Source organism: Limnoraphis robusta BA-68 BA1, from assembly GCF_034932365.1.
In the GTDB taxonomy this organism is placed as follows: Bacteria; Cyanobacteriota; Cyanobacteriia; order Cyanobacteriales; family Microcoleaceae; genus Capilliphycus; species Capilliphycus robustus.
Genome location: NZ_JAYGHR010000091.1, coordinates 1 through 18,098 on the forward strand (window position 1 = coordinate 1; position 18,098 = coordinate 18,098).

An 18,098-nucleotide genomic window follows, 5' to 3' on the forward strand; every position below is an offset into this window, starting at 1 on the left:
TTTTATTAACAAAAAGCTATTTTTCATCGGAAAAAAATCCTCTCCCCACCACCCCATCACCCCATCACCCCATCAACCCCGGCAATTTTTAACTGAGAATGAAACAGCCCTGCCTTTGAAAGGGGGGGTTAGGAGAGGGAACAGAATAACCTCTCCCTAACCCTCTGTTACAGGGGGAACAGAATAACCTCTCCCTAACCTTTTCTTACAGGGGGAACAGAATAACCTCTCCCTAACCCTCTCCTACAGGGGGAACAGGATAACCTCTCCCTAGCCCTCTCCTACAAGGCGAGGGAACAGAATAACCTCTCCCTAGCCCTCTCCTACAAGGCGAGGGAACAGAATAACCTCTCCCTAACCCTCTCCTACAGAGGGAACAGAATAACCTCTCCCTAACCTTCTCTTACAGGGGGAACAGAATAACCTCTCCCTAACCCTCTCCTACAAGGCGAGGGAACAGAATAACCTCTCCCTAACCCTCTCTTACAAGGCGAGGGAAAAGGATGATCAAGATTATTACTAATATGAGCAGGGAGTTCAATTTCAGAACTAACAAAAATAATTGTACCATCAGGCGATCGCTGACTTTCAACGATTGAGGTATTTTTAGTAATTAAAGCCTGTTGAGCGATTTGTAATGCTGCGGTGAGCGCTGTATCCTTGTTGTAGGGCATTATAAAAGACATTCATCAATACTTGAGTCCCCCCATCAGAAACTTTCCACAACGATACCATCACAGCCCTCGCCAAGGATAGAACTTTAGGACTTGGGGAAAAGTTATTAAAATCGGCTTTAACTTCTGTCAAAAACCGATCCAAATAGGAGTATTTTTAGGGGTAGATCTTTTTTCTATTTAATAGATGTCTTGGGTTGAGTGACTTATGCAACTCAGAGTGTATCCGGATCAATATTTAATTCCCGCAGTTTTGCGGCTAACTTTTCCCTTTGTTGGCGTTCAAATTCTAGTTGCTGTTGTGCAGTTTCTAATTGCTGTTGTGTAGCCTCTCGTTGTTTTTTTTCGGTTTGGGCTAATTCTTCAGCAGTTTGGGCTGATTCTTCTGGAGTTGGAACTAACATCCCCTCGGCTGTAAAAAATCTCAATTTCTGTTCATAAACTCCTAGAAAGAGTTGTAACTGTTTACTCCAAAGTCTACCCTGTTCATTGGGTAGAATTGGCTCATATTCTCCTCGCAGTAACTCAAAGCCTTGAAATTCTAATGTATGGGGAGAAAACCAAAAGTATTCAGGGGTTCGGAAGATATCTTGATAAATCTTTTTTTTCGTTGTTCGATCTACGTTGGCTGTTGATTTTGATAACAGTTCGATAATAAAATTGGGGTATTTTCCGCCTTCTTCCCAAACGACCCAACTTTGACGGGGTTTGCGTTCTGTGTCTAATACTACGAAGAAATCCGGCCCTCGAAAGTTTTGAGTTTTCTGTTGTTCTGGGCTATAATAAATGGTTAAATTTCCGGCAGCAAAATAATCATTTCTGTCTTTCCACAGCCAATCCAAACAGGTCATTAACAGCAAGAGTTGTTGTAGATGTAAATAACTTTCCAAGGGTGGCTCCTGACTTTCTAAATCACCAGAGGGGTATTCAATATCTTCAAATTCAGGTTCATGTTGGAGTGTTTCTAGATCTTGAGCAATTGTCATTGTATCCTCCAGAATATTGCTAATCGTATAATTCATCAACCTTAAAGTCTAATTTTTATTCGGACTTGGAGTTAATACAAATTGGTTATAAAGTCTCATCTTAGCACATAATAGAGAGTTAGAAAGAGTTGAGCAGGATTGTGGAGGTCAAAGAAATGGTCTTAACAGCCCAACAATTAGACGCTTGAATGCCAGATGCGTCTCAACTTGAGATCGATGAACCGGAAGCCGAACAATTAGCCCAACAATAGCGATCGCAATTGTATTGAACCGGAATTGATTTTATCCGGTGAAAACATCAGGATAAGCTTGCCAAACTTGACGAATAAAGACTTGGAGTTTTTGATGTCCTGTAGAAGTTATTGTATTTTTTCCATCGGTGGAGTCTAACTGAACTAACAAAGGAATCACTTCGGTATCTAAAGCAGGTTGAAATAATTTTTGCGGCCAAATCAGGTCTGAACTGTCTCGTAAATCGTATAACGTTTGAGGCAGGTCATTAGAATGGTGTTCCGGTGAAAATTCGGCTAACATTAATGGACGTACCCAACAAACGTCACGGATTTTGACGACTTGAATGACTTCTGCATAGAGATGATGAGGGTGATGATCGAGTCTGACAATTTGACCCGATTGAAAGGGAGAACTAGAGTCCATTGTTACTCAGGGAAACAAGATCTACAGGATCAATTTTGAATAATAATCTTACCGTTGATCAAGATCGGTTAAAGCAGTTGTTAAGTCGGTAATTAGATGTTTTGCATTTTGTTTAGCCGACGAACCCTGACAATAGTTTGCCACCGCTAAAGGAGAACCGATATTAACCCTCGCCCGACACCGCCAGCGAGGAACCAGAGGGGTGTAATGAATGGAAATCGGTACAATTTGAACGTTGAGGTTCGGTTGACTGGCTTCGGCTTGTAGGGCTAAACGGGCTAATCCGGGCTTGAGACAATGAACTTGATCATCTTGGAAAATATTGCCTTCTGGGAAAATCACCATCATTTCGCCGTGACGCAGCAATTCTACCCCGTGCCGAAATGTTGCTAAACCGGGTTGTCGAGGGTTAACAGCAAATCCTCCTAAGCGACGGATAAACCACCCCTGTAGGCCTTTTATTTCGTCTTCTGTTACCATAAATCGTAAATCCCGTCCTGAAACACAACGGCCCGTTGCGTAAGGCATAATTAAAGCATCCCAACGGGAACGATGGGTGGGTGCGAGAATTACTGGCCCGGTTCTGGGAAGATTTTCTTGGCCGATGACTTCTATTTTTCGGAAGTAAGAGGGCAGAATCAAGGCACGACCAAGGGGATAAGCCAGACTCGCTAACCAGGGGGAGACGCGAGAGATTGTGAATTTTCCCTTTGGAGAGATTGGCATTTCGAGGCGTGATTCTTTTAAGTCAAGTGTCATCATAAGTGCTTCAGTATTGGATCGACTTCTAGACTCTAAGGTATAATTTTTACCCCTTGCTGTCGTTCATCTGAATGACACTTCTCACACTGTCTTTTGTTAGAAGATGGGGTGGCAGCTACAAGTACAGCTTTGAGAGTTGAGCCTTTGATTAATCTTTTTTTAACCTTTTACCGTGAAATTATACTAACGGCGTTGGGCGAACCACGATTGTAATTGTTGCCGACAAGCAGACTCCAAAATGCCCCCTAACACCAGCAGACGGTGGAAGGAATAGGCACTGTCAGGAATATTGGCAACTGTGCGAATTGTACCAGTCTTTGGATCGTCTACTCCATAGACGAGTAGGTGAATTCGGGCTTGCACAATGGCTCCGGCACACATTGGGCAAGGCTCCAGGGTAACATAGAGAGTACATTGGTTGAGATGCCAATTTTTTAACGTTTGGCCTGCCCTTCGCAATGCTAAAATCTCTGCATGAGCGGTCGGATCACAGTCGCGTTCTCGTCGATTTTCTGCTTCTGCGAGGAACTGACCTTGAGGATCAATGATCACGGCACCGACGGGGACTTCCCCTGCAACTCCTGCGGCTTCAGCGAGTTCTAAGGCTCGTCTCATCCAGTGGCAATGAGTTTTATAGCAATCCATAGAAATTCTACAGTGGAATGAAAAGGACGGTTTTTAGAATTATTGATCTAACTGTTCACCTCGTTTTTAAAATAGAAATAGATAGGCTGTTGTTGATCGAGTTGTGAGTGAGAACTTAGATTTAAAAACAGCCTAAGTGTTTATCTCTATCAAATCTGAGCGGATGATTGGGTGAGGAAGTGAGTATAAATCTTCACTTCTGGGTGTTTGAGGCATGACTTTCCTGTATTTATTCGGAAGCATTCGCTATATTCCAGAAAATCCATAGAACTTCCCCATTAACGAGTTAGGATAATCTCATGTTTAATTTCCTCGAAGATGGCTTTGTTTTAGAAGACAGAGCCAATTCATTGATGGTTTCTTCTGATTTATATTCTGATGATTCTCATCGGTTCGCGAGTTCAACGGTTCTAGAGTTTCAACAGAGTAATACGGGAAATGATAACCTGTTTGGGAGTGATTTTAATGAGACGTTGCTGGGTGGAGAAGGAGAGGATATTCTCAGTGGGAATGGGGGAAATGATCAACTTTCGGGTGATCCTGGTAATGATACGTTAATCGGGGGTTTAGGGGATGATTTTATCGTTGGGCAAGAAGGAAATGATTCATTAGAGGGGGGTGTGGGGATAGATTTTCTGCTGGGGGGTCTAGGAGAAGATTCTCTGGTTTTAATGGATGAAACTGCTGCTAATTTAAGGGTTTTTGCGGATTTGATTGTCGATTTTGATCCGGTATCCGATTGGATTAAATTACCGGATGATTTACCCGAATCTAATCTTCTTCTTGAACCTGTTTTTACGGAAACCGGGGAAATTAATACTTTGATTATCAATCGCCAATCTAATATCACATTGGCTTCTGTTTTGGGCGTTATACCGACACAATTAAATGCTCGTTTTATTGCCACTGCTACCGCCTCAGATTCTCCTTTAAGTTTAGCCACTGACTTAGGAACATTAGGAAGCGTTACCGTCAGTGAATTTGTGGGAGATTTAGCACCGCAGGATATTTATCGTTTTCATCTTGATGTTGATAGCGATATTAATATTGTTCTTGAGGGTTTGAGTGCCGATGCAGATGTGGCACTTTTGCAAGATATTAATAACAATCAACAGGTTGATATTACGGATATTATTAATAGCTCTCAACAGCCTTCAAATTTTCCTGAATCTGTCTCGACTAATGCTTTACCTGCGGGAACTTATTACGTTGTTGTTTATCAATATGAGGGCGAGACGGGTTATAATCTAAACATCTCAGCAACCGCCAATCAACAATTAAAAAATCCGGTGATCCTTGAAAGCTATGATAGCCGTTTTGGCTATGGTTTAGTGGATGCTTCGGCGGCGGTTTCTCAGAGTATTGGAGTGCCTGAATTTCCAGAGATTGCAGACTTAGGCGGAAATGACTGGGGACGTGATTTAATTGATGCGCCGGAAGTTTGGACGCAGGGAATAACGGGAGAAAATGTGGTTGTTGCGGTGATTGATAGTGGGGTTGATTACAATCATCCTGATCTGTTTGCTAATATTTGGAGTAATCAGGATGAAATTGCGAATAATGGCATTGATGATGATAATAATGGCTATGTAGATGATAGTCGAGGTTGGGATTTTGTCAATCAAGATAATCAGCCGATGGATTTTAATAATCATGGGACTCATGTGGCTGGAATTATCGCCGCAACGATTGATGGAGTGGGAATTACAGGGGTTGCTCCGAACGCTGAAATTATGCCTGTACGGGTGTTAGATGAAAATGGGTTTGGTAAGATTAGTGAGGCTTTAGCAGGGATTCGTTATGCGGTTGAAAATGGGGCAGATGTGATTAATCTTAGTTTAGGCGGAAATGATTATGTCAGTGAGGTTTTAGATACGATTAGTTGGGCGGTTCAACAGGGGGTTGTGGTGGTGGTTGCGGCGGGAAATGAAAGTCAAACTTTTCCTTCCTATCCCGCACGTTTTGCGAATCAATTTGGCATTGCAGTCGGATCTGTTGATGACAATAATCGACTTTCAAATTTCTCAAATCGGGCTGGAATTTTACCGCTTGATTATGTGGTTGCACCGGGAGGAGATGGCGGTTTTTCAGATGTTGGGGATATTTATTCAACGGTACCGCTAGCATCCTCTACGATTCCCTATCGATTCTTTTCAGGAACCTCTATGGCGGCGCCACACGTTTCGGGAGTGGTGGCGTTGATGTTGCAAGGGAACCCAAATTTGACACCGACTCAAGTGGAAGAGATTCTCATTCAAACTGCGGATCATTCGACAACGGTGGCTTAATCTAAATAAAACTCCCCCAGTACGAATACCAGGGGATCATAGGGGGAACTCAATCAACCTTTGATCGTATTTTGAACTAAAGAAGCCCTTTATGTCTTCATCCAAAAGGATTAGATTTCAGTTAAATTTCATCCCAACCGCCTACTCCGGAAGACATGACATAACTGGTGACACTGGCTTCAAAGAAGTTTGCTTTGGTATGGGCTTCTTTTTTGGTATCTGAAAATCGTTCGAGATGACTGTAGGGACTTTTGTTGTATCGAGGTTCAGTATAGAGGGGTTTTAAACCAATTGAACGTAATCGAGCATTGGCGAGATATTTGGTGTATTGTTCGGTGCTGGTATCGGTAATTCCTAATATATTATTACCGACAATGTGATTTGTCCAGCGACATTCATGTTGTACTGCGGTGTCAAACATTTCATAAATTTGTTCGACGGAATGGGAAAAGATTTGTCGGGCTTCGGGAATTAATTTTTGGAACAAACGCACATGAGAAAGTTCATCCCGGTTGATCATTTTAAAAATATCTGCTGATCCTGGCATTAACATTCGTGAAGCTAAGTTATAGAAATAGATAAACCCATTATAAAAGTAGAGTCCTTCGAGTAAAAAGTCGGCGAGTAAAGCGACAAAATAGTTCTCAGAGGTGGGATTATCGATGTAGTTTTGATAGAATCGGGCAATGAATTCACAGCGATCGCGTAAGACGGCATCTGTGCGCCAAAATTCATAAACAAAAGTTCGGCGATCAGGGGGAATAATCGTTTCGATCATGTATTGATAGCTTTGGTTGTGCATGGCTTCTTGAGACACTTGTTCAGCCATACACAAACTAATTTCGGGTGCAGTTACACTACTTTTGAGGTGTGGAATATTGCAGGTTTGAATGGAATCTAAAAACGTCAAGTAAGATAAAATTCCATCAAATGCCCGACGTTCATCTGTGGTTAAATTCCCATAATCAACCACATCTTGAGTAATGTCTAATTTTTCGGGTCATTGTGTTCGGTAAAGTTCGCTTTTGCTTTACCCGCTTTATTCAAGCTGCTGTATGTCACCATACAGATCGGACTATATCATCATCTAAATATTTAGATGTCCCCCGCTTCGACTGTCAATCGCTTACAGCCTACACCCAATTCGGGTTAGTCTCTACACCTTCTCGTTTTTTGCGAGCTTGGCACGGTATTGTCTGTGGTGCAGAATTCTATGGCAGTTAGAACACAAAAGAATGCACTTGTCTAATTCCTCAAAAACTTTCTTTTTTTTTAACATCAACATATCAGATGGAGTGTACTCCTTTTCCTCTGGATTGATGTGATGGAAGTCAAAAGCTGCTATGGTTTCTTCTGATGCTACAAATCCGCATTCCACACAGCGCCCTCCTTTATAAAGACAAAACTCAAGTTTTCTTTTATTTTTAAACTGAGCATCCCTATATTGTTGAAGGTATTGCCTATTATAAGCGGATATTTTTTCTTGGTTTCTTTCAACATAAGCTTTGACTGTTGCTTTACCTCGACTTGATGCGTAGTATTCTTTTTTGTACTTACAAGTACAGGTTTTGCATCTTGCCGCTCTTCCACTTTTCAGTCTGCCATCTTTATGAAACTCAGAAATCGGTTTAGTAACACTACATTTTGTGCAAGTCTTGACTTCCATTTGCTACATATTGCAATAGCTTTTCCCAATTCTAACAAGTTTTATTTCGGAATAGACCTACAGAGTTCCACCGTTTTCAAGGGATTTAGTCTGGGCTGCCCTTTAATTAACCCAGAAGTTTTCGCGCATTTGTTTGTACAAACCAACTGCCCAAGGGTATCGGACATCATTTAATTGCATGAGGTTGGTTGTGTCTCCAAACCAAATCGAACGGTTTTCGACATGATCATTCCCATCCGGGTTAAAGATCGGATTAATGGGCATTTTTGAGGTGGATTTGCTGTTGAAAGCGTCTAGGGTTGTTGTCATGGTTTGTGAGTAAATTTGAGTGATGTTCGAGTTGATAGGTTTGAGTGAATCGCCGTTAGCTGTTTGAGTTGAAATAACCTGTTTTACAACTAACGACTAATCTTGTGACTAATTTGCACAAGCGGCGCAGGTTTCATCGGCTTCTTTGAAGCTGTCACGCTGTACCGTTCTAATATAATAGATCGCTTTACAGCCTTCTTGCCACGCCAGAACTAAAGTTTCAAAAATATCTTTAGCTTTGATGCAACGTTCGGGTTCATCAGGAAAATAAACCCCTTGATTTAAGTTAAAAATCAACTCCATTGAAATTCCCGTATCAATCCATTTTTGAATGGTGGCGACGGCTTTCACAACAGTTTGTTGGTTAAGGGTTTTATTTTCGTGGTAAAACCAGAAATAATCTCGGATAAAGGGCGGTGCGATTGGGACAGTTCCTTTTGCCCATTTGTCATAGAAAAAGCGACTATAACAGGGTAAAATACTGGCGGTACAGCCTTGAACTAAGGATGAGGAAGTATTGGGGGCAATGGCGGTAATATGAGAGTTTCTAATGCCGTATTTTTGGATATCTAAACTCAATTGTTGCCAACGTTCTTTTCTGTGGGCATTCTCCAAAAACCATTCTACAGGTTTCGCCCCGATTAACTTTCCTTCACTCCAAGAACTGCCTGCAAAAGCAGGATAAGCACCCCTTTCTTTTGCTAATTCCATTGAGGTTTTTGTGCAGTAATAGCCAATATCTTCAAACAGATGACTAATGGTGTCTAAATCTTGATAAGAACGTTTGTTTTTGGCTAACCAATCTGCTAATCCCATCGCCCCTACACCGATGGTTCGGTATTTGATATTGTGAATTTTGCTGTCTTCAAAGGGAGGACAAGTTAACTCAATGGTGTTATCTAGTAAACGCACCGCAATTTCACAAATTTCGGCTAATTCTTCCTCCTCCAGATAGGCTAAGTTTAAACTATTTAAGTTGCAAGTATGGGCTTCTTTTCCTGGAGAAACATTTGACCAACTTTCCTGACATAAATTACCCCCTGGAATATACCCTTCATGGGAATTAGGATTAGCGCGATTTGAAGTATCTTTAAACCAGAGATAGGGCATCCCGGTTTCGACTTGCGATCGCATCATGGTTTTAAACAGTTCTCTAGCATTTATTTTCTTGTAGAGTGTTAATGTTGTGTCTAAGTTTTCTTCAATTTCTTGATAAGCAAACTCAAACTTTTCACCCCACAATTCTGCCAGTTCAATTCCTAATTTTGTTCGCACTTCGTAAGGGTCAACCAGCGTCCATTCTTGTTTAGCAATCACCCGACGCATAAACTCATCAGGTATCACTAATTGGGGAAAAATATCATAAGCTTTACGACGTTGATCCGTTAATGTTCATCTTGATTCGCGACATCAAGACTGTCTTCCCAGTAACTCCAAATGTAGCCGTATGCTTTTTGTCTTTGACCTTTACAACACATACAAATTTTTGAAGCTGAAGCAGCTTTAACAAATTTTGCGGCTTGAGTCATGCTTTCAAAAATATCTAGCACTTTATGGGTTTCCAGACAAATCATTGCGACTTGTTTCTTGTTTAGATTTTGGCTAGAAGCACCTTTAGCAATTTCCAAAATTTTATACATTGATAGACCCGTTTTTTCTTGGGCTTCTGTCCGATAACTGTATAAAACTCCGTCAATTTCTATGGGTTTTCTACCAATTCTAAAACGCAAAACTTCTTCTAGAGTTACATGATCTCTTCCTAACTTATTCCTGGTATTTAAAAGTTCATCTCTGGTAAGATTATACTTTTTGCAGGCTTGTTTATAGGAAGAAAATGTCTCATTATTAAAGTGAACTACCTTGGGATTCCTAACCAAATTTTTTCTTTCTGTTTCACCTTGACCTTTGTTTGAAGGTTGTTCAACCCATTGATAATCAATAAGATTTAATTTAACTCTTCGATCAAGTTTATTTCTCGTGTACCCTAAACAGATAGCTGCTTCAGAAATTGAGGAATAAATGATTCCGTTAATCTCTATAGCTTTAGCACGAGGTTTTATTTTAGGAGGTTTACCACCGCCCAGACAAAGATTGTAAGTGTTTTTACTTTTTACAAACTCTTTGTCAACTATTTTGGCTTCAGCTTTTAAAGCATCTTCCTCGGAGTCAAAGGCTTGGAGAATTTCAAATTGTACATTTTCCTTGCCATATTTTTGAATTGCAGCACCGATAGCACTTCTATATTTTGAAGATGGATTACAATGATGACTCCATCTTTCTTGAGGGTTATCGGTAACTCCAATGTAAATTTTTTGGTTAGGAGTCGTAATTTTGTAAAGGTAGAACTGAGACATTGAAGACAACTTACACTTTCATGTAAGACCAGACTATATCTTTATCCTGTAAGAATTTTGAGATTTTACTACAGGATACCTCCTACTTCCACTCGCTTGAGTGTACTTCCGTTTGGAATAGTCGTTGAACCCGATCCATTTAACAGAATCTCGGCTGCTGATTGCCCATTGTTTCATCTGTTTTATTTTTAAACGTTCACACTGACTATTTCTAGTTATGTTGTCGTTAAAACAGCTTTAGGGTTTCCCAGCAATTCAGGAGGTGCATTTATATCATTACTGATATAAAGGGCTAAAATTAACCATTTTCCGTCTGCATTTCTAGAAATTCTGGCACATCCAAATGCCAAACATCTAAGCTAATTGTAATAGCCCCGGCTCGACGGCCGCCCTGATTCACTGCGATCGCCGTATCATTTAATAATTTAATCCAAGGAATCACCCCTCCCGAAGTATTTGCTTTACCCATTACCCAACTTCCAGTCGCACGAACTCGGCTGACATTTGTACCAACACCACCGCCATTTTTAGAGATTCTAGCCGCATCTTTGATGGTGTCAAAAATACTCTCTAAGTTATCATCCATGCTGGTAATAAAACAGCTACTGAGAGAACCTTTAGGAATTCTGAGATTGCCTAAAATGGGCGTAGCTAAGGAAATTTTCCGCTTGGCGATCGCTTCATAAAATTGTCTCGCCCAAAATAATCGCTTTTCTGGTTTTTCTACGACAGCTAACAGCAACGCACAGGTTAATAAGGCTTCTTGCGGCAATTCATTGGTCAACAAATAGCGCTTTGTCAACAACACCGCCCCGGCATAATCATAATCTTTATCCCATTGTGGATCGATCCAAGTTCCGGCTTCTTGCAGTTCTTCTTTGGTGTAAGTTAATATTCTTGAATCATATTCGTGAGTTTTGACTTTAGATTCTACCGTGCGGGCATAGTCTTCGTAGCGATAGCCTCGGTTGGCGAGTGTATCTTTCCACAAACTCCAGATGTGCAGTCTCCCCGCCACATAACGCCAGTCGGGTTCTGAGGGGCTACACAACTCTAACGCACAGTTGATCAGGTTGTCTTGAATTTCTCGGGTTGTCACGCCATCTCGCAGACGAGTGGTTAACCCGGCTTCCAGGGTGATGGGGTTGGCGTCCAAATCCACACAAGCCCAATTCACGACTTTACGGATTTTTGAGATGTCCAAGTCGGCTCGCGATCCATCTCGCCGGATCACTTGAATTTCGCTCTTTGTTGAGGGAATGGCCGTTGGGTATAGGGTCTGCATACTCAAACTTCTTCAATTTAATGACATTTTTCCAATGTACTGCATAATCCATATTTAGTGATAGTCGTTGACAAACTAAAATTTTTGCGCTATATTTGGTGTAACTAAAAGTATAACTAAAGGTAGATTTTTTTAAAATTCTGTATACCTGTATACGCTAAAAACCTTGACTGATGAGTCAAGGTACGTGATTCGTGTATTCTAGCGATCGCAAGATTTCTTAGATTAACGCTAAATCGAGATGAAAATGATTAGAATTGACAGACTGATTTGGGTGTAACTGGACATTCTTTCTTTTCGATGGGATTTTCTTGTAAACCCAAATAAGTGAGATTTTTTAAGGGAGAAAGTGATTCTATATTTTTAATTTGATTGTTCCAGAGGTTGAGTTCAGTTAAACTGGTTAAATTAGCTAAGGGTTTGACATCGGTAATTTTATTTTCATCTAAATACAAGATCACCAGTTTTGTTAAATCAGAAAGGGGTTTGAGATCGCTAATTTCGTTTTTACTTAAGCCGATTCGAGTGATATTTTTGATATTAGATAGAGGTTTTATATCACTAATTTGATTATCAATTAAGTTCAAATCTTCTGTTAAGTTTGTGAGTGAACTTAACGGTTTTATATCGGAGAGTTGATTACTTCTCAGTTGTAAGGTTTGCAAGTTTTTTAAACTAGAAATGGGTTGAATATTAGTGATTTGGTTTTCACTCACACTTAAGATTTCGAGTTGGGTGAGTGAGGATAAATCCGTTAAATCAATCAGTTTATTGCTATCGAGGTTGAGTTCTTTTAAATTGCTGAGATTAGACAAATAACTCAGATCTTCAATTTGGTTAGCTTTTAAATTTAATTGCGTTAAATTCTGAAGTTCGGATAAATCAGTTAGATTACTAATTTTATTTCCATTTAAACTGAGTTGAGTTAAATTTTCGAGATTAGCAATCACACTTAAATCTTTAATTTGATTCTCACTGAGACTCAAAATCGTTAAATTATTGAGTTCAGAAAGAGGGCTAATATCGCTAATTTGATTACTATCTAAACTGAGTTCAGTTAATTCTGATAGGTTAGAAAGAGGACTGATATCTTCAATCTGATTTTTGTAAAGAAGTAAAATTTGAAGATTCGGTAAGTCAGTTAGAGGACTTAAATCTTGAATGAGATTACTACTGAGATTAAGTCGTGTTAAATTGGTTAAAGTCGATACAGGAGTTAAGTCTGTGATTTGATTTTCACTGAGGTTAAGACGGGTAATATGAGATAATGTGATTAACGGAGAAAGATCGCTAATTTTGCTCCGACTGAGATCAAGTTCTGTGACTTCCAAGAGACTTTTTTGAGCTAATTTACAATCCGTTACCCCAGCAACTTGTAACAAAATATTAACCGTTTGTTGAGCCTCTAAAGCCAAACTTTCACGACTCGAACACCAATCCGCAAAGGTACGATAATCTTTAATTTGCGGTGAGGAAGTCGGTTGGGGGAGGGACTCAGAAACCGGAGGTAGCATCGTTTCAAGTACCGAACAATTAGAGACTCCTAAACCCAAAGCAAACAGCACAGACAATCGAGTTCCAACTTCAAGAGGTTTAAATTTCAACACATTTACCTCCACATTAACTGATTCTGATTCATCATTTTATCAAATATCCTGACTGAACAGATTGCTGTTTTGATCATTATTCCATATTTTTGACATATAGTGTATTCTTTCCATCAGTTCTTGGTTAAGATCAACTGTAGAGCTTGATGATGTCATCTCTACTCATTTCTTCTCGTTCATTAACAATAGCCAGTGAACCTATGTCACTTTTGAGGAGGAGTTCCTTCAGTGTGAGAATTTCTTCCATAACTCAGATTATACTTGATCAGGTTGATTCTAGCTTATCAGATATTTTCTCAAAAATACCATCAGATAAGATTCCTAATATTTTGTTAACATTACTGACGAAATATTCTACTAAATCAATTTCTACTGTATGATTTTGGAGTCGAATAAACTTCCAAGCACTTCCGGTTGTGACGGCTCCAAAAATCGTTTTAATCTGATTTTCTTCTTTTTCATTAAAAAATTGAGCTGCAACCATTTCAGCAATACATTGACCTAAACCTGCATTCAAATTTTCTTTTTTAGCTTCCACGATCAGAATAACCGGAGCCTTAATCATCAAAAGTTCAGGAGAACGACTCATTAAAAAAGCACAGATTCCTTTTAAACCTTGTTCTTCATCAACGTTAAATTCTATTCCTGAAAATAAGCTAATTTGAGAATTTAACTGTTTTCTCAGTTCAATGAGAACTGGAGCAATAATCATCTCTGAACGGGCTTTTTCGCTGTTACTCGCTAGGGCTAACGGAATATTATATTCTAAAGTGTCTCTCAAGTATTGACTAGATTCTAACTCAGGAGTATTGCTGAATAAATGTAACTGTTCGGAGAGTTGCAAGTTAAACTGTTTAATCACTGTGTTGAGTGTAAAATCGCTGTAAGCCATAATTTTATACTTTTTATTTGAGAATACTGTCATTTTATAATAAAATCCTAATAACAGACAAAATCATCAATAAATGCACAACTTTATTCCGCCTGAACGTTTTTTTCCCTACTTAACCTGGACGGAAATAAACGAAATGTCCGATCAAGAAAATGTGGTGATTATTCAACCGATTGGTTCAATCGAACAACATGGCCCCCATTTACCTTTAATCGTTGATTCTGCCATTGCAACGGCGGTAACAGGTCAAGCTTTAGCCAAACTTAATCCTAATATTCCCGCCTATGCCCTGCCCACATTATATTATGGCAAATCGAACGAACATTGGCATTTTCCCGGTACAATCACCCTGAGCAGTAACACCCTTTCTCTGGTATTAATCGAAATGGCAGAAAGTATTTATCGAGCCGGATTTAGGAAATTAGTGTTTATTAATGCTCACGGAGGACAACCGCAAATTTTAGAGATAGTGGCGCGAGATTTGCATCAAAAGTATGAAGATTTTCTGATTTTTCCCTTATTTGTCTGGCGAGTTCCGAATGCAGCAACCGAATTATTAACCCCAAAAGAGTTAGAATATGGAATACACGCCGGAGATGCAGAAACCAGTGTCATGCTGTCAATTTTTCCCGAACAAGTCAGAACAAATAAAGTCGTTTGTGAATATCCTCATGATTTACCTGAAAATAGTATGCTGAGTATGGAGGGAAAATTGCCGTTTGCTTGGGTAACACGAGATTTAAGCAAAAGCGGGGTTTTAGGAGATGCAACCGTTGCAACACCAGAAAAAGGTGAACAGATTTTAGACTCTTTGAGCGAGAGTTGGGTACAAGTCATTGCAGATATTTACAACTTTCGTCAACCGAGGCGTTATCATTTCAAAGAATAAATCGAGAAGCTAACCCCGTTAACTCCATCAAAAATTTCTCTGTATCACAGATGTCTGTTGTGAGCCGAAACTATGTAACAATGAATTCTACGAAAGTTTAGGCTGAGGTATCAATATGCTCAACAATTCTACAGTGAAACAAGCTCTCAACCAAGGTAAAGCCCTGAAGGTGATTAGCGGCTTGATGAACTTTGATATCCAACGGGTTGCAGCTACAGTGAAAGCAGCGACTCAAGGGGGTGCAACCTTTGTTGATATCGCGGCGGATGTCAATTTGGTACGGATGGTGCGGAATTTAACTCATCTCCCCATCTGCGTTTCAGCCGTTGAAGCCGCTAAATTTGTTCCCTGCGTGGAGGCGGGCGCCGACTTAATTGAAATTGGGAACTTTGATGCGTTTTACGCCCAAGGACTGCGGTTTGAGGCTGAAGACGTGTTAAGACTCACCGAACAAACCAGACAGCTTCTCCCCCATATTACCCTGTCTGTAACCGTTCCCCACATTCTCTCACTCGATCAACAAGTTCAACTCGCCCTAGACTTAGTGGAAGCGGGCGCTGACATCATCCAAACCGAAGGCGGTACCAGTTCCCAACCCGTTCATCCTGGCACCTTGGGTTTAATTGAAAAAGCGTCTCCCACCTTAGCCGCAGCCTATGAAATTTCTCGGGTGGTATCCGTCCCCCTGTTGTGTGCGTCTGGACTTTCTAACGTCACCGCACCCCTAGCTATTGCAGCCGGGGCTTCCGGTATTGGTGTCGGTTCGGCTATCAACCGCCTGAATGATGAAGTTGCAATGGTTGCGGCGGTTCGGAGTTTAGTCGAAGCCTTAGCAACCGTTAACCCTGCGGGTGTTCCAGCTTAGAGAAGAAAAACCATCGAGACACAAAGAAAACGCAAGAATTAATCTTCGTGTCTTTGTGTCGATCGTGGTTAGTTTACCCCATCAAAAAGTCCTGCATCTCTACCTATTTACATATAGTTCAAGAACCACATCAAATAATCTTCCACCAGTTCATAGTTGGGAGAATTTTCATCCGTGACTTCTAAATCAGCCAACGGCAGAATAAATGTTTTTTGATCACTAACCCGTTGAACTTCCACTAACAAACCATCGACTTCTGAAAACTTCTCTCCAAATTTCCCCAACATAAAAACATCGGTGTAAGACGGTTGAGTTTTTTTGAGTTTTTCATACTTCGTTTGAGAACCTTCTCCAAATAGATAATCTTCTTCCCACAAAAATTCTTCAGTTCCCGTCAAATAACAAGGCTTTTGAAGATGTTTTTTGAGATATTTTAGATATCGACTCAAGTTGGCTTCATCTACATCAAGTTCTTTAGTTCCTAGAATCTTTTCGACTCTCGCTTCAAATTCTTCTCGATCAACCTCTCCGAATTCTTGCATCAATTTGTCAGGATCGAGTAATCCTAACGTCTCCATTTGTTCGAGAACGTTTTCCATTGACAACATTAAATGTTGTTGCGAGTTTCCTTTACTTCTATTGTTCGATCCTGTTAAAATGGTCTCATCTATTTGAATCGGTTGCATTTCTTCGGGTTCAAGCGGTAGCTGAAGTTTTCTATTTTTCTGATAAGATTTAGACATTATATTCTCACCTGACACAAATTGAGTGACTGAGTATATTGTGATATGACGACTGGAACCATTAACCAGTAGGAGACAACGATGACACAACAACTGCACTCATTAAAACCAGAAGTCTATCAAGGGCAGTTCGGCGAATTTACCATTACCGATCGCGATCGTATCGGTGTCATTATTTACCGTACTGGCTTAATGATAGCAGCCCTATGCTTTGCTGTAGGCACAGGGTTAATATTATGGCAACCCAGTAACCCCCTTGTCCTACAAGCCTTAACCCCGCTTTATTTTTGTTTTTGGTTAAGCCTGGGTGTCAGCTTATTCACGATTCATATCTATCTCGCCATTTTACACCGAGTTTTACAACTTTTTTGGTTGATTGGTGGGGTAACGGCTGCTGTTTTAGCTTTCCAAAGTCCTGAACCCTTAGCCCTAACCGTTTACCATCAACCTTTAAGTTTACTGGGAATTGGCTTTACCTTCGCGGCTGTCACCGGAATTTACTTCAAAGAAGCATTTTGTTTTAACCGTTTAGAAACCAAACTATTAACCCCTTTAGTGCCGTTACTTTTGTTAGGATTTATTGCGGGAATTTGGTCTGTGATGAATCAAAAGTTTTTACTGTTTTTCTGGGCCATTCAATTTATGATTTTTGCCCTGCGTAAAGCTTTTCAAGCCATCCCCGACGATATCGGAGATAAAAGTGTATTTGACTATCTCCACGCCCAACGTGCTAAAGCCTAAACTCCTCTCGCTGAATTGAGTAGAATGTTCTCTCTGTTTAACTGCAAAAAACTTCAGAAATTACACCTAGTTCAGCGTCAAGAAATTTGGACACTCACCCTCAAAGGGTGGGTTCTTACCTTGTTGTTTTTGATGACAATGACTCTGATTTCATTTTTCAATCTCTATCCTTTTCTCGCCGTTAACGCTGCCATCCAAGCTGATGCTTTAGTGATTGAAGGATGGATGCCGGATTATGCCATAAAAGCGGCTTTAGTCGAATTTGAAAAAGGCTCTTATCAAAAAATTATCACGACGGGAGTTCCTCTGTCAAAAGGATACTATTTAGCCGAATACAAAGACTTTGCTAACCTCACCGCAGCCACTTTTATTAAACTGGGTTTAGATGAAACTCTAGTGATTGCCGTTCCCGCCTCTAAAACCCTTCGCAACCGTACAGATGCCACCGCTATTGCGCTGCGAGACTGGCTACAAACTTCGGATTTAAACATTAAATCTATTAATCTTTTCTCATTAGGGCCTCATGCCCGTCGCAGTTGGATGATTTTTAAAAAATCTCTTTATCCTGAGATTGAAGTTGGGATTGTTTCTATTAAATCTGAAGACTATAATGCTGAAAAATGGTGGCTTTCTAGTGAGGGATTTCGGACTGTAATTTCAGAATTTATTGCTTATTTTTATGTCTTGTTCGTTCAATAATGATAACATAACTAAGATGTATGATCTCATTGGGTT

Annotated in this window: 17 protein-coding genes and 3 pseudogenes; 5 read left to right on the forward strand and 15 right to left on the reverse strand. The window is 40.2% G+C overall.

What is annotated here, in order from left to right; all coding sequences use genetic code 11:
• Window positions 1-392: 392 nt before the first annotated feature.
• The 6 genes and pseudogenes from VB836_RS26375 to tadA all read right to left on the reverse strand — a co-directional run bounded on the left by VB836_RS26375 (window position 393) and on the right by tadA (window position 3,724).
• Entirely contained in the window at window positions 393-674 is a 282-nt protein-coding gene (locus tag VB836_RS26375) for a hypothetical protein (RefSeq protein WP_323223998.1), read from the reverse strand.
• Between the two features lie 16 nt (window positions 675-690).
• Window positions 691-735, reverse strand: a pseudogene (locus VB836_RS30425) (hypothetical protein); the annotation flags it as partial.
• A gap of 154 nt (window positions 736-889) precedes the next feature.
• On the reverse strand, window positions 890-1,660 hold the full coding sequence (locus VB836_RS26380; RefSeq protein ID WP_323224000.1) for a Uma2 family endonuclease: 771 nt from the start codon (window positions 1,658-1,660) through the stop codon (window positions 890-892).
• A 282-nt stretch (window positions 1,661-1,942) separates the two neighbouring features.
• Window positions 1,943-2,317 (reverse strand): hypothetical protein, encoded by a 375-nt coding sequence (locus VB836_RS26385; RefSeq protein WP_323224002.1) that lies wholly within the window; start codon window positions 2,315-2,317, stop codon window positions 1,943-1,945.
• Window positions 2,318-2,365: 48 nt separating this feature from the next.
• Window positions 2,366-3,079: a lysophospholipid acyltransferase family protein gene (locus VB836_RS26390; protein WP_046277577.1), complete on the reverse strand. Its 714-nt coding sequence runs from the start codon at window positions 3,077-3,079 to the stop codon at window positions 2,366-2,368.
• A 183-nt stretch (window positions 3,080-3,262) separates the two neighbouring features.
• The gene (tadA, locus tag VB836_RS26395) at window positions 3,263-3,724 is read right to left on the reverse strand and encodes a tRNA adenosine(34) deaminase TadA (RefSeq protein ID WP_046277576.1); all 462 of its coding nucleotides are present in this window, start codon (window positions 3,722-3,724) and stop codon (window positions 3,263-3,265) included.
• A 299-nt stretch (window positions 3,725-4,023) separates the two neighbouring features.
• Between tadA and VB836_RS26400 the strand changes: the two genes are divergently transcribed.
• Entirely contained in the window at window positions 4,024-6,012 is a 1,989-nt protein-coding gene (locus VB836_RS26400) for a S8 family serine peptidase (RefSeq protein WP_323224005.1), read from the forward strand.
• Window positions 6,013-6,133: 121 nt separating this feature from the next.
• On the opposite strand, the pseudogene VB836_RS26405 reads toward VB836_RS26400, so the two are convergent.
• From VB836_RS26405 to VB836_RS26440, 8 genes and pseudogenes are all read right to left on the reverse strand, one after another.
• A pseudogene (locus tag VB836_RS26405) lies at window positions 6,134-7,000 on the reverse strand (ribonucleotide-diphosphate reductase subunit beta); the annotation flags it as partial.
• Between the two features lie 168 nt (window positions 7,001-7,168).
• Window positions 7,169-7,678: a hypothetical protein gene (locus VB836_RS26410; RefSeq protein ID WP_323224007.1), complete on the reverse strand. Its 510-nt coding sequence runs from the start codon at window positions 7,676-7,678 to the stop codon at window positions 7,169-7,171.
• 102 nt (window positions 7,679-7,780) lie between these two features.
• Window positions 7,781-7,987: a ribonucleoside-diphosphate reductase gene (locus VB836_RS26415; RefSeq protein ID WP_235441047.1), complete on the reverse strand. Its 207-nt coding sequence runs from the start codon at window positions 7,985-7,987 to the stop codon at window positions 7,781-7,783.
• 108 nt (window positions 7,988-8,095) lie between these two features.
• Window positions 8,096-9,358, reverse strand: a pseudogene (locus VB836_RS26420) (ribonucleoside-diphosphate reductase subunit alpha); the annotation flags it as partial.
• A gap of 14 nt (window positions 9,359-9,372) precedes the next feature.
• Window positions 9,373-10,341 (reverse strand): GIY-YIG nuclease family protein, encoded by a 969-nt coding sequence (locus tag VB836_RS26425; protein ID WP_323224009.1) that lies wholly within the window; start codon window positions 10,339-10,341, stop codon window positions 9,373-9,375.
• A 298-nt stretch (window positions 10,342-10,639) separates the two neighbouring features.
• Window positions 10,640-11,626 carry a ribonucleotide reductase N-terminal alpha domain-containing protein gene (locus VB836_RS26430; RefSeq protein WP_323224011.1) on the reverse strand — a complete coding sequence of 329 codons (987 nt, stop codon included), beginning with the start codon at window positions 11,624-11,626 and terminating at the stop codon, window positions 10,640-10,642.
• Between the two features lie 251 nt (window positions 11,627-11,877).
• Window positions 11,878-13,230, reverse strand: a complete 1,353-nt coding sequence (locus VB836_RS26435) for a leucine-rich repeat domain-containing protein (protein ID WP_323224013.1) — start codon at window positions 13,228-13,230, stop codon at window positions 11,878-11,880.
• A gap of 268 nt (window positions 13,231-13,498) precedes the next feature.
• Entirely contained in the window at window positions 13,499-14,158 is a 660-nt protein-coding gene (locus VB836_RS26440) for a hypothetical protein (protein WP_323224016.1), read from the reverse strand.
• A 40-nt stretch (window positions 14,159-14,198) separates the two neighbouring features.
• Between VB836_RS26440 and VB836_RS26445 the strand changes: the two genes are divergently transcribed.
• Together VB836_RS26445 and VB836_RS26450 are read left to right on the forward strand one after the other, a co-directional pair.
• Window positions 14,199-15,014 carry a creatininase family protein gene (locus VB836_RS26445; protein ID WP_323224019.1) on the forward strand — a complete coding sequence of 272 codons (816 nt, stop codon included), beginning with the start codon at window positions 14,199-14,201 and terminating at the stop codon, window positions 15,012-15,014.
• Window positions 15,015-15,129: 115 nt separating this feature from the next.
• Window positions 15,130-15,879 carry a DUF561 domain-containing protein gene (locus VB836_RS26450; RefSeq protein WP_046277571.1) on the forward strand — a complete coding sequence of 250 codons (750 nt, stop codon included), beginning with the start codon at window positions 15,130-15,132 and terminating at the stop codon, window positions 15,877-15,879.
• 107 nt (window positions 15,880-15,986) lie between these two features.
• Here the strand turns inward: VB836_RS26450 and VB836_RS26455 are convergent, their stop codons facing one another.
• On the reverse strand, window positions 15,987-16,622 hold the full coding sequence (locus VB836_RS26455) for a hypothetical protein (protein ID WP_046277570.1): 636 nt from the start codon (window positions 16,620-16,622) through the stop codon (window positions 15,987-15,989).
• 81 nt (window positions 16,623-16,703) lie between these two features.
• On the opposite strand from VB836_RS26455, the gene VB836_RS26460 reads away from it, so the two are divergent.
• A complete protein-coding gene (locus tag VB836_RS26460) occupies window positions 16,704-17,363 on the forward strand; it encodes a DUF2301 domain-containing membrane protein (RefSeq protein WP_323224021.1) in 660 nt (219 codons plus the stop codon).
• A 138-nt stretch (window positions 17,364-17,501) separates the two neighbouring features.
• Window positions 17,502-18,062: a YdcF family protein gene (locus VB836_RS26465; protein ID WP_323224023.1), complete on the forward strand. Its 561-nt coding sequence runs from the start codon at window positions 17,502-17,504 to the stop codon at window positions 18,060-18,062.
• The last annotated feature ends 36 nt before the right edge of the window (window positions 18,063-18,098 follow it).